12 protein-coding genes are annotated in these 12,660 nt (G+C 38.6%); 4 read left to right on the forward strand and 8 right to left on the reverse strand.

The window, feature by feature from the left end:
* Position 1 precedes the first annotated feature (1 nt).
* Positions 2-820 carry an alpha/beta fold hydrolase gene (locus ML543_RS01175; RefSeq protein ID WP_243385322.1) on the forward strand — a complete coding sequence of 273 codons (819 nt, stop codon included), beginning with the start codon at positions 2-4 and terminating at the stop codon, positions 818-820.
* A gap of 358 nt (positions 821-1,178) precedes the next feature.
* Here ML543_RS01175 and ML543_RS01180 read toward each other — a convergent pair whose 3' ends face one another.
* Positions 1,179-1,763, reverse strand: a complete 585-nt coding sequence (locus ML543_RS01180; RefSeq protein WP_243385323.1) for a cysteine hydrolase family protein — start codon at positions 1,761-1,763, stop codon at positions 1,179-1,181.
* Positions 1,764-1,995: 232 nt separating this feature from the next.
* Between ML543_RS01180 and rodA the strand changes: the two genes are divergently transcribed.
* Positions 1,996-3,168 carry a rod shape-determining protein RodA gene (gene rodA, locus ML543_RS01185; protein ID WP_243385324.1) on the forward strand — a complete coding sequence of 391 codons (1,173 nt, stop codon included), beginning with the start codon at positions 1,996-1,998 and terminating at the stop codon, positions 3,166-3,168.
* A 309-nt stretch (positions 3,169-3,477) separates the two neighbouring features.
* Complete coding sequence (locus ML543_RS01190) at positions 3,478-3,816, forward strand: GNAT family N-acetyltransferase (RefSeq protein WP_243385325.1); 339 nt, start codon at positions 3,478-3,480, stop codon at positions 3,814-3,816.
* Between the two features lie 337 nt (positions 3,817-4,153).
* On the opposite strand, the gene ML543_RS01195 is transcribed toward ML543_RS01190, so the two are convergent.
* From ML543_RS01195 to ML543_RS01225, 7 genes are all read right to left on the reverse strand, one after another.
* On the reverse strand, positions 4,154-5,347 hold the full coding sequence (locus ML543_RS01195; protein WP_243385326.1) for an ABC transporter permease: 1,194 nt from the start codon (positions 5,345-5,347) through the stop codon (positions 4,154-4,156).
* A gap of 2 nt (positions 5,348-5,349) precedes the next feature.
* Positions 5,350-6,033 carry an ABC transporter ATP-binding protein gene (locus ML543_RS01200; protein WP_243385327.1) on the reverse strand — a complete coding sequence of 228 codons (684 nt, stop codon included), beginning with the start codon at positions 6,031-6,033 and terminating at the stop codon, positions 5,350-5,352.
* Complete coding sequence (locus ML543_RS01205; protein ID WP_243385328.1) at positions 6,030-7,142, reverse strand: efflux RND transporter periplasmic adaptor subunit; 1,113 nt, start codon at positions 7,140-7,142, stop codon at positions 6,030-6,032. Before ML543_RS01205 ends, ML543_RS01200 begins: the two co-directional genes overlap by 4 nt.
* Position 7,143: 1 nt before the next feature.
* Entirely contained in the window at positions 7,144-7,815 is a 672-nt protein-coding gene (yknW, locus tag ML543_RS01210) for a YknW family membrane protein (RefSeq protein WP_243385330.1), read from the reverse strand.
* 180 nt (positions 7,816-7,995) lie between these two features.
* Positions 7,996-9,168 (reverse strand): Ger(x)C family spore germination protein, encoded by a 1,173-nt coding sequence (locus ML543_RS01215; protein WP_243385331.1) that lies wholly within the window; start codon positions 9,166-9,168, stop codon positions 7,996-7,998.
* An 8-nt stretch (positions 9,169-9,176) separates the two neighbouring features.
* The gene (locus ML543_RS01220; RefSeq protein ID WP_243385332.1) at positions 9,177-10,289 is read right to left on the reverse strand and encodes a GerAB/ArcD/ProY family transporter; all 1,113 of its coding nucleotides are present in this window, start codon (positions 10,287-10,289) and stop codon (positions 9,177-9,179) included.
* Between the two features lies 1 nt (position 10,290).
* Positions 10,291-11,886: a spore germination protein gene (locus ML543_RS01225; protein WP_243385333.1), complete on the reverse strand. Its 1,596-nt coding sequence runs from the start codon at positions 11,884-11,886 to the stop codon at positions 10,291-10,293.
* Positions 11,887-12,191: 305 nt separating this feature from the next.
* Here ML543_RS01225 and ML543_RS01230 point away from each other — a divergent pair, with 305 nt between their 5' ends.
* On the forward strand, positions 12,192-12,656 hold the full coding sequence (locus ML543_RS01230; protein ID WP_243385334.1) for a GNAT family N-acetyltransferase: 465 nt from the start codon (positions 12,192-12,194) through the stop codon (positions 12,654-12,656).
* The last annotated feature ends 4 nt before the right edge of the window (positions 12,657-12,660 follow it).

Consider the following 12,660-nt stretch of genomic DNA (forward strand, 5'->3'; position numbering starts at 1 on the left):
CATGAAAAGTTATGTACGACAAATACTAGGAAATGAACAGAAGAAAGGGGCTGGTCATATCCCTTTAATTGACTTACAAAATGGAATGAAAACGTATTATGAACGAATGGGAAATGGTGTTCCCATCGTCTTTGTTCATCCTCCAGGAATGGGGCTTGTTACATTTCACTATCAACGTCCATTATCCAAAGATTACGATATTATTTTATATGATATTCGAGGTAATGGACAAAGCTCTTCTTCGAATGACCCGATCACAATGAGTTTACTTAGTGAAGATTTAAACCACTTATTAGAGAGCTTGTCTATCGAACAAGCATATATTTGTGGCTATTCAAATGGTGGTTCAATCGCACAACATTTTGCCCTTTCCTATCCCAATAAAGTACGGGGTTTAATTTTAATTGGAGGATTTTCAGAAGTCACATCTCCTTTATTACATGCGGAGTTTTTACTTGGTATTAAAGTAGCGAAACTTGGAATGCTTCCACTTCTAGCAAAAACAATCAGTAACGCTCACGCACCGTCAAAAACATTCAAGAAACATTTGTATCAATACATGTTAAAAACGAACAGGAAAACGCTTATTGAGATGTATGAATCTGGAGTAGAATATAGATCGACCGATCGACTACATGAAATTAACGTTCCTGTACTGCTCGTTTACGGACAACATGATTATTATGTGCACCATTACAAGCACCATTTCCTGCAAAACATTGAGAAGGTAGACGTTATCTATATCGCCAACGTCAGTCATCAAGTACCGACAAAGCAAGCACCTGCTCTAAACAACGTCATCTCACAATTTATTCGATAAGAAACATACATGATTTTACACTCACACCCCGGACATGAAAATTTATTCTCCCCGGGGTTTCCTTTCTACCATCTATCTATCATGATTGATTATTCAGCTCATCGGTAATTTTTATTTTCACAGAAAAAGCGCAAAGCGTAAGTCCTTAGGCGAAGGGCGCTGGAGGACCTGCGAGGAGGCTTCCGTCGCCACAGCAGGGCCGAAGCGACCTTAGCTGTTGGTGCTTGGAACTAGACACCAAAAAACGGTAAAGAGAATACTTTAACACTTTATTGAATTTAAACTTTCTGTAACAAAAACAAAAGACGCTATCCCATTAGAGGGGTGGCGTCTTATTTGTTGGCAATTGTGCCTCTGTTTACGTCGTTGTTTTTTGTTTTCCAATGTTTTTTGCACTTACAGCAAGCTGTTTTGCCATAAAGCTCGTGATGACGGTCGTTTCATCGTTCATCATCGACGTCAAAATAGCAAAGTGGACTTCATCGGCGGATAAACTTTCATTATTAAACGAAATTTTTTCAAAACTAACGGTTGCATCTGCAACAATGTATTGATGGCTATCAGAAGTTGAGAGAACTTGACTTACGGTAGCAATATGAGGAAAAAGAGAAAAACCAACAAAAATGTAGATGGGCTTTTGTTCCTTCGTCAGTACTTGTTCAATGAACGTAGAGTAGGAAGAATAAATTAAATGCTGCTCGTTTTTTTGCGGCTTAAACCCATCCTTGAAATGAAAACCTGCATTTGTGCGGTGCAGTGGGGAAGATTGTTTCGGATCATCAAACTGTGTATGAATGACCGGTAACTCTCTTTCTCGCCATATCGACAACAATTCCTTCATACGCGCCTCGGCAAACATACCGTTACGCTTACCATACCCTGCATAATCGTAGCCACGCTGCACATTCATCACAACGAGTATTGGCGTTTCGATCCTTTCCATATAACACTCCTATTCAACTTTTTGGGGTAATAACTACTCTTATTGGTAGCTGTTCTTTTTCATTAGACTATATGTCAAATCTGAAAGTTTATTCGCTCTGTTCATGGGCAAATCGGTCAATTTATGCTACTATATGAAAGGTAAAACATGTATATGAAACCTTTATACTCCTTTGTTCGTCTACATAAACGGACGTCTTCGTTCTTGAAATACTATAAAGTTGGTGAACATCATGGATTTAAATAAAAATAGGCAATCAAGGTTTGATTATCAGCTCGCTTCGATTATCTTTCTGTTATTTTGCGTGAGCTGTATTGCCATCTATGGGGCTGTTTTAACATCCGGTCAATACGGGGGCCCATTCTTATTGAAACAAATAGTTTATTATATCATTGGTTGTGGGATTGTCTTCGGTGTCATGAATTTTGATTCTGATCAACTTCAACGAATGTCTTGGTATTTATATGGGCTCGGACTATCTTTGCTTGTCATATTAAAATTTGCCCCTTCTTCTATTGCCCGAACAATCAATGGAGCAAAAGCATGGTTTACGTTACCTGGCTTCTCCTTTCAGCCAGCGGAAGTCATGAAAGTTTTTTTAATCATAACGTTAAGTACGATTATCGCCAAGCATAATGAACAAAATCCTCGACGTACGCTTGAATCAGATATGAAACTACTGCTAAAAATTGGGGCAACAGCAGCTCCTCCGATTTTATTAGTTTTAGACCAACCTGACTTAGGGACTGCACTCGTGATGATGGCGATTGTCGCAGGCTTAATTTTCGTCTCAGGAATATCATGGAAAATCGTTTTGACGATTTTAACGTTTATTGGGACAGCTGTATCCACCATTTTTTATTTTGTATTAGTTAAGCCTGATCTGTTGCAAAAATATTTAAAAGTTGAAGAATATCAGCTTGGTCGCATTTACGCGTGGTTAAATCCTGAAGGGTACAAAAGCGCTGAAGGGTATCACTTGTTGAATTCGTTAAAAGCAATTGGTTCAGGACAAATTACTGGAAAAGGGTTTGGAGAAGGACAAGTTTATATTCCAGAAAACCATACCGATTTTATTTTTAGCGTTATCGGTGAACAATTTGGATTCATCGGTACGAGTGTCGTATTAAGTATTTATTTCTTACTCATTTACCATTTAGTAAAAATTTCATTAGAAACAAATGAAGAATTCAATAGCTACATTTGCGCGGGTGTCATTAGTTTATTTGTGTTCCACGTCTTCCAAAATGCTGGAATGACCATCGGACTACTTCCGATTACCGGTATTCCCCTTCCTTTTTTAAGCTATGGAGGGAGTTCTTTAATCGGAAGTATGATGGCGATTGGTCTCATCTTTGGAATTCGTTGGCACCATCGTGTGTATATGTTCTCCAATGATGATTAAAGAAGTAGTCTGTCAGGGCTACTTCTTCTTTATATTTCTCTTTGCTCCCCCTAATATTAAATAATGGTTTTTTTTCGGACGAATAAAAGACTATGCTTGTGCAGGATTTTCACTCTTTAAAATGAAGCGAGGAGATTTCACTCCTGTAGGATGTTGAGAAAGCAAGTGCTACGGCAAAACGTTAAAAGCAATCATGTACAAATAAATCTTTGAAAAAAGCTTGTTTTCAAAAGAATTCCATCATATAATGTCTTTATCAAAAATACAATTGTTTTTATAGAAAAGACATTAGGAGAGGAGATTTTGTAAATGGTACATTTGCTTGACTCAGCGATTGAAGTAAAAGAAGTTTCCAAACAACAATTCCAAAACTTACTGCACAGCGACGTGAATAATGGTGATCACTATTTTTCTATTCTTTCAAACGGGGAGTCAATCGGTGGGGCTGCCATTTCAAAAAAGAAAACGGACGGAGTATTGAATTATTGGTTAGAATATGATTATTTAACAAGTGGGATTGGAACGTTTGTTGCTTCTGAGTTAATTGATTTTGCCATTCAAAAGCTTCACTTACATACAATCAAAACAGAGTGTGTAGAGCCTTTATGGGGGAACCATGCGGAACCATTTAGTCAAAAGCTTGGTTAATTAGTGCCATACAAAATTTCAACTCGGACAATGTTAAAATGTCGTGAATAATTAAACTGAGCATTGATTAACGCAAGTGAATCTTCAACATCGTCTGGCCCTAAATCACGACCAGTGAATCCTAAGAAAAGCGCAAAGCGCAAGTACTTAGGCGAAGGGCGCTGGAGGACATGCGAGGAGGCTTCCGTCTGGGCCGAAGCGACCCGAGCTGATGGCGCTTGGAGCTAGACACCAAAAAAATGTAAAAAGAATACTTTAACAATTTATTGAACTTAAATTTTCTGTAACAATAAAAAATCCTCCATGAAGAAAGTTCTTCATGGAGGATTCTTTACTTTTATTCATATCGTAGTGCTTCAATTGGATCAAGTCGTGATGCTTTGTTCGCTGGTAACATACCAAATAAAATTCCGATGACCATGGAGAATAACAACCCGCCAAGGATGACTTGCCATGAAATTAAAAATGGCCAACCAGCAAAATAGGAAATCAGCGAGGCTCCACCAGCTCCGATGAGAATTCCAATCGTTCCACCAATTAAAGTTAAAGTCCCTGACTCAATTAAAAACTGTGTTAAAATTTGCCCTTTTGTCGCACCTAACGCTTTTCGAATACCGATTTCTCTCGTCCGCTCGGTAACGGAAACGAGCATGATGTTCATGACTCCGATTCCACCGACAAGGAGAGAAATACCAGCAATACTACTGATGATTAGCGTCATAATTCTTGTGACTTGTCCAATCCCCTCAGCAATTTCTTCAAAGTTAATGACTTGATAAGAATCTTCGGTGTTATGCAGCCTGTTTAACGTTTTTTCCGCTTTTTCACCTGCCGCTTGAATATCGTCCGCACTCGTTGCTTGTAATGTTACTTGCGTGTAGGAGTTAACACCGAATGCGTTTCGATACGTCGTCCAAGGCATGTAAATTTCAGCGCCTTCAAACGCAAATAGTCCTGTCGCCTTTTCTAACACCCCGATAATTTCAATCGGCTGACCGTTAACCCATACAATTTCACCGACTGGGTCTTGTTCTGGAAAAAGGTCTTCTACCATTTGACTTGAAATGATTCCGACCCTTCTTCCTCCTAAATAGTCAGAGTCCGAAAATTCGCGACCGTTGGCTACTTTAAATTCATTAACAAGTGGGTACGCTTCATTAATTCCAAATATCGTTGCATCAATGGTTTCTTCTTTGAACCTTGTTTCATACATGGTTGTGCTTGAAGCAACGACGTTCTTCACTTCTTCAATTTCCTTTAAAGCTTTTATATCTTCTTCTGTAAATGCATCACGCATGTATGCATTTGGATCTCTTTTCAATTCTTCTTCACTCGGTTGGTAGTACACTTCAATCGTATTTCCAGATCCGGTAATTTGAGATTTTAATAGCTGTTCCCCACCTTGTCCAATTGCTACGACAACGATAACGGCACCAACCCCGATAATAATTCCGAGCATCGTCAAAATGGAGCGCAGCTTATGTGCCATTATGGAGGATAAAGCCATGCGCATATTTTCCATAAAACTCATCGTTAACGACCTCCTCTGACAGAAGACTCGGTAATTAAACCGTCACGAACAGTTATCACTCTTTTAGCGTACTCTGCCACTTCCTGCTCATGTGTTACGAGAACAATGGTCGTTCCTTCTTCATTCAATTGCACAAATTGCTCCATAATCGAAAAACTCGTCTTCGTATCAAGTGCTCCTGTCGGTTCGTCCGCTAATATGAGCTTTGGTTGATTGACAATCGCACGAGCAATGGCTACTCGCTGTTTTTGTCCACCGGATAATTCATTTGGCATATGCTTCATCCGGTCAACTAAACCTACCTTTTCTAACGCAGTTTTTGCTCGCTCTTCCCTTTCTTTTTTGCTCACACCCGCATAAATCATCGGAAGTTCAACGTTCTTGAGCGCATTTAACCGTGGAAGCAATTGAAACTGTTGAAATACGAATCCGATAGATAGATTTCTAATTTTCGCTAACTGCAAATCTTTATATGTGGATATATCTTCTCCATCAAAAAAGTACTGACCATCCGTCGGTCGGTCGAGACAGCCGATTATATTCATCAAGGTCGACTTTCCTGATCCAGATGGCCCCATGATGGCGACAAATTCTCCCTCCATAATGGAGACATCGATTCCTTTTAAAATAGGAACCTCTTCTTTTCCTAGTTTATAGCTTTTCGTAATGTCTTTTAACTCAATCATTGAACGGTCACTTCCACTCCTGGCATAAGCTTATCGGAAGGGTTGACGATGACTTGATCTTCTTTCGTCAAGCCGCTTTTCACTTCCATCATGTCACCATTTGCACTTCCGACCGTTATTTCTTTTTTCGTAGCTTTGTTGTCTTCAACCACCCACACAAAGTGACCTTCATCTTCACGAATAATCGCATCTACTGGTATGACTTGAGCCGTTTTACGCTCCGTTTCAATTTCCATAATCATTTTAAAGCCTGGTTTTGCTTTTATATTATCGTCTGTCACAGTCACTTCAATCGGATACTGAACCGCACCACTCTGCGTCATCGCATCCATCTGTTCTGGTAGTGTACTAATATATGAGACCGTCCCTGACCATTTTTCATCTGGCAAGACATCGGTCGTGAGTGTTACCGGTTGGTTTTCAACAATTTTGAGGGTATCATATTCAGAAATTGCTCCGGTAACCTTTAATTCTTTTAAACTACCAATATGTATGAGCACTTTCGGATCTATGCTATTTTTCGCATCTTCATCGACTGAAATGACGATTCCATCAATTTCGCTTTTTACCTCTAATTCACTTAACCTTTTTGCGATAGTTTCTTTTTGTAATAAGTTTTGTCGCAATTCTAAATCAGCCATTTTTTTCTCTGTTTCAAGCTGTTTTCGTTCACTTTCTACTTGTTTTTTCGCTTCTTCTTTCCCTACTTGTTTTTCTAATTCTTTTTCTTTATCGTCTAAGTCTTCGAGCTGATCATTAATTTGATTAATTCGTATATAATTCGATTCAATCGTTAATTGATTTTGTTCTTTTTCTAATTGTAACTGTTCATTTTCGTACTTCAGAAGAGGAGATCCTTTTTCCACGGTGTCTCCCTCTTTTACGAAAATCTCTTTTATTTCACCATTTTGAGCGTCAACATAAACTTTTTGCTCATTCGCTAATTGAAGTGTTCCAGGTATCATGACAGTTCCAGTTAGTTCTTGCTCTTGAATGGTCGCCGTTTCTACCATGATTTCTTCCGTCGATTGAGCCCTCATAACGCCAACCGTTATCAATACGGCTAGAAGGACAGTAATCCCAATTCCAATCCAAATTTTTTTCTTCATATTAAGCCCCCATCATACTGCTTGCTGCCGCACTAAATGTACTGAATAATACTCCGATTGCAAAAAGAATAATGGTCACAATCCAAGCAGCGCGCTTGGATAAACCTCCAACACGCTCTAAACCGATCGCAGATAAAATTGTCGACCAAATAGCAAACACTTCTATGGAGCTTAAAAATCCACTAAGAGCTCCTTCTGCGCCCACAATTGCATTTAGCGATGTAAAACTGACGCTATCAGATGAAATGCCAACAATAGAAATAATGATTGTGTTTAATAATGTTCCAATCGCGGTAATTAATCCGATGTAGGTAGAAAGTGAAAAGAGTTGTTTAAACTTTGCACCTGTACCGGCAATTTTCGTAATAGCTAAATAAATAAGGGTTGAAATTAATAAAATAATCGGCGGTGTGATAATACCAAACACGACTGCTGAAATTTTAGTAAAAAGCTCAAACATTTCCGCTTCTTCTGCTGGAATGTCAGCTCCAGCCATACTCGATACATCTACAGCATTTATGCCGATAAATGCCGATAGTATGCTAATCGCCATGACAACGAGAAGAGGAATGAGCACCTTCGGATTTTCCTTGATGCGGTCCATCGTTTCGTTCGGACTCGTAATGATGCCAAAAAGTTTCGGTTTTTCTTTTCTTTCAACTGTTTCTGTCATATTTGTATGACCTCCTTATAATGATTCCATTACTATTTACGATTGATATCGACAAGATGTTTCATTTAATTAAAATTTTTTTACAAAATTTTTCTTTTTAAAAGCTGAGTGAAATTGATGGATAAAACGTTTGGTACCGAACAAAAAATCGTCCAAAATTGGACGATTTTATTGTTCATTTTATGATGGGTTTAATTTTCTCCCTCTCATTTGAAATTGTCGAATGTTAACGGAAACATCAAACGATATTTCGCTCTTTTCAAACGTTTTATCCCAATTTTTCTTAACTTTTTCCCAATAACGAGGCTCGTGAATCCGAACTTCCTCTCCAAACCCCGCAACATCTACACGGAGTTCTTTTTGTGTTTTATTTATCCCTTCGGTCATTAGTCGCTTTAATTCTTGTCCAATTAATGTTTCTAGTTTTTGAATGTATGCTTCTTCAAAAGCGTCGCTATCAAGCTTCCAATCCTCCCCTATTCGCCCTTCCGTATTCACTTTGACATGAAAGGATAGTTGGTCGCCTTTTAGCATAGGCGTAATTTTGGAAGATAGCCCGTCAATCTCATAGGATACTAAAGCATCTGACTTCGGATGAGTTGCCGTAATGATTCCCGCCGATGCATTCCCGGTAATACAATTCATTCCAAATGTTTCATCTTCGTTTAACAGCCCCACCATCATTTTCGACTTTCCACTAATTACACCAGCACCAATAATTTGAACTTCGTCTTCCATTTTTTTTACGCGTTGAATCATAAATGATCGATTAGAGGAAAGGAGTTCTGAAATTTCACCTAAGTTCATACTAGGAGGCATTTTTCCCGTCTTGTATTCCATATTCCGTGTCATTTGATACAATTTAAGCGATGGAATGGCATCTTTCTTCCCTTTAATATCTAATATTTCTTTCGCATCTTCAGCAGATACAATGACACGGGCGGTTCGACGCATTTCATGATCACGAAAAAAGAAATTGAGGAGATTTAGGAGGTTGATGGTTTCCGCCACTTCTTCATGAATGACCGCAATCTTTAAATGTGCGTAATTCGGACTTCGACTCGTGAGTGTAGATGTCTCTCTACCTCCTTCAAACACATCGATTTCATTGACAGACACGTTATGATACGGGTCTTCCAATCCAGATGAGCCCCCTTGCTCACCGGCAAGTGCTTTCGGAACGACGAATTGGTGCGTAAAATCAATATTCGGACGGTCATGTTCGTTATTTTCAACGACATCTAATCCTACCCCAACGACGATCCCGATATCTTCAATATCTTCTAAGTCCCAACAGGCTGTCAAAAATAAGTTACACGTAAGAAAAATGCTCATGATTTTCAACCATTTCATTGTATCCCTCATTGCGTACCTTTGTTTGTTTTATTCATTTTTTTCCGAAGAAAAGCAATTATGAATAAGAGAATTGGGAGAACCCCAATGATGATATACGATAATTGCCCGATGATATCTCCAAAAGAAAAGAGTTCATTAATATTTTCTGGATAGATTGCAAGCAAATAAATAACAGGAAGAAGGACAAACGATAATTGAGAAAAATTTTGTTTCAACATAGTTGATAAACCATAGGAAGCTAAATAATGATAAATAGCATAGGTGGTAAATGTCGTTATGACCCACATGATCATAAAGAATGCTTCAAATCGCTCAAGGAAAAAGCCTTCCACTTCAATGGATTTGACGAATTCCATCGTCGGGAACGTTAATAGCCGCACTTCATCAACAGTTAGTGACCCGATGATCAGAACAAGTAACGTCGTATAAAGAATCATAATAAACGAAATGGCAATAAACGTGGTTTTTACCGCTTTTTTTGGCGTTTGCATGAATGCTGTGACAACGAACATTACTTCAAATCCTACATACGACAGCGTTGTTACCTTTCCGCCATTAAACACCGGCTTCATTCCTTGCCCTAAAAATGGGCGGACATTATCTAATTCAAAGCTTGTTATCGTTAGCGTAAACATGAGTAAAAAGAAAAATAAAATTACTGGAAAATATAACTCGAACAATTTCAAAATCGCATTCATGCCACCTGTTACTAAATAGACACCTACACTCATAAAAACAATGATGACAACTTCTATAGGCGTCTTATCTAATAAATAACTTCGAATGACTTCACCCATCGATCTCGCTTCATACGCCGCAATTAACGTAAAGTGAAGAATGACAAAACTGTTTATGACGACACCAATCGGTTTTCCAACAATTTCTGGAGTAAATTCAAAAATCGTTTTACCTGGATATTTACCCGCCAATTTGACAACGAAATAAGAGGCAACGATAGCTATTAGACCAGAAAAAGCGACACTTATCCATACATCTGGTGTTTTGGTAGCTTCTGCACTCGTTCTTGGCAAGGTAATGATTCCTACACCAATAACGGTCATCATGACGGCGATGGACGCTTGAACATTCGTTATTTTCTCTTGTGATGTCGGAAACATCTCATTCTCCTTTCCATTTGGATGTACGATCTTTCATGCGAATCGATTCCTTCGGTTTCAACATATCAGGTCGACGGGTTAACTCACGATATGGGGAACGAAGCAAGGCATCCTTCCAATCACGAAATTGGTACGGAACGAGTGGAGCAGTGTACTCCACGCCAAAGCTTTTTAATTTGACTAAATGAATGGTAATAATCATCGCAAACATCATAATGCCAAACAATCCTAAAAAGGCTGCTGAAAGCATCATGCCAAAACGTAATATCCGTAAAGCAATTCCGACTCCGTATTGCGGTAAGGCAAAGGATGATACGGCCGTCACTGCTACAACAATTACCATCATTGCACTAACAAGTCCTGCCGAAACAGCTGCTTCTCCAATGACGAGACCACCGACAATCCCCACTGTTTGACCAATTGGTTTTGGCAGGCGAACCCCCGCTTCTCGTAGTAACTCGATGGTTACCTCCATCATAAGTGCTTCGACAATGGAAGGAAACGGTACCCCTTCGCGACTCGCGGCAATGGAAATAACTAAGTCCGATGGAATGAGCCCTGGATGAAAAGAAACTAATGCGACATATAAAGAAGGTGCAAATAGTGAAATAAATGCCGCCCCAATTCTCATAAAACGAATGAGCGTACCAACGAAAAAGCGCTCATAATAATCTTCAGGGCTTTGCAATATAGATATAATCGTCATGGGCATGACAAGAACAAATGGAGTGCCATCCACTAAGACGACAACTCTACCTTCTAATAGCGCTTGTGCTACTTTATCAGGACGTTCCGTTGCGAGTATTTGTGGGAAAGGAGATAAAAAATCATCCTCCATCAGTTGCTCGATGATTCCTGACTCCGGGACTTGATCAATGTCAATTGACTCAATCCGAGTCTTTACTTCATCTAACAGTTTTTCGTTTGTAATGTCCTTCATATGCATGACAACAATGGGCGTTTGACTCCTTCGTCCAATTGTATAGTTCGTCATTTTTAAATTAGGGTCTCGAATTCTCCGACGAATTAAAGAAATATTCACAAGGACATTTTCAACGAAACCTTCTCGTGAACCACGAACCGTCGCTTCGGAAATCGGTTCTTCAATCGATCGTGAAGGCCAGTCTTTTGTACCGAGAATTAAGACCGTATCCGATCCCTCGATAAATAACGCCGTCTCCCCAATGAAAATATTCATGATACATTCTTCAATGTTTTTTACTTCTTTTACATCCGAAACGGTTAATACAAGATTTTTAATCGCATCTTTCATCTTGTTCGGACTAACTGGTTTGCTTTTTTCTTCACTAGATGCTTGCCTATAATGAAGCATAATTGATTTTAAAATTTGCTCATGAATTCTTTCCCGATCGGCAATTCCTTTTATAAACACAACCGCAGCGTTTACTTGAAACACTTCGATGTAAAAATGACGAATGACAACATCTGGATTCCCTCCAATAATGCCGTCAACTTCCTCAAGGTTCGCATGCATATTGGCAGAGAATACTTCCGATGTTCCGTGTATTTTCACGTATTCACGTGGAGGTTGGGTTTCTTTCTTTTTCTGTTTCTGTATCCATAACCATTTATGCATGTCTTTTCACCTAATTTCAATCAAATATCCTTTTATTCCCGAATGAGTGAAGAGATTTTGGCGATGGAATACGGGATTAAAAAGGCGAATACCGCACCGACCAAATGGTCCCATTCTGGTAAGTAGGACAAAAAGTCTTTCATGCTCTCACCACCTATTTCCTATGTTCACCAAAAAACGAATAAACATGCAGAAATGGGAGCAGGAATTTGTAATCAGAAAGTCGTAAAATAAAAGGTAAAATTTACAGAATATCCTTTTAGAAGGTAGTCCTTTGGGGAGTTCTTTACAAGGGGGAAACGAAGGTGAAAATTAGTCGCACAACCGATTTTGAATTAGTTGCAAAATTAAACAAATATGTTCATGACCTACACGTAAATCTGTACCCAGAGTATTTCAAAGAATACAATTTTGAAGGAATTAAATCGTTCTTTCAAAACAATATAAATAAAGAAGAATTCATGTTCCTTTTGTTGGAGGACAATGGCTTACCTTTAGGGTATGCTTGGATTGAATTTCGAGATTATCCGGAAAACGCCTTTAAAAAAGCGTATAAAGCGATTTATGTGCATCAGATCAGCATCTCGGAAAATGAAAGAAATAAAGGTTACGGTTCTAAATTAATGGAAGAAATCGTTGAAATAGCGAAGGATAACGGGATACAAAAGATTGAATTAGACTACTGGTTTCATAACGAAATAGCTAAAAATTTTTATAAGAAGAATGAATTTGTTAAATATCGAGAATTTGTTTATAAAGATATTGAATGATAAT

Source organism: Bacillus kexueae (genome assembly GCF_022809095.1).
GTDB classification, from domain to species: domain Bacteria; phylum Bacillota; class Bacilli; order Bacillales; family Aeribacillaceae; genus Bacillus_BZ; species Bacillus_BZ kexueae.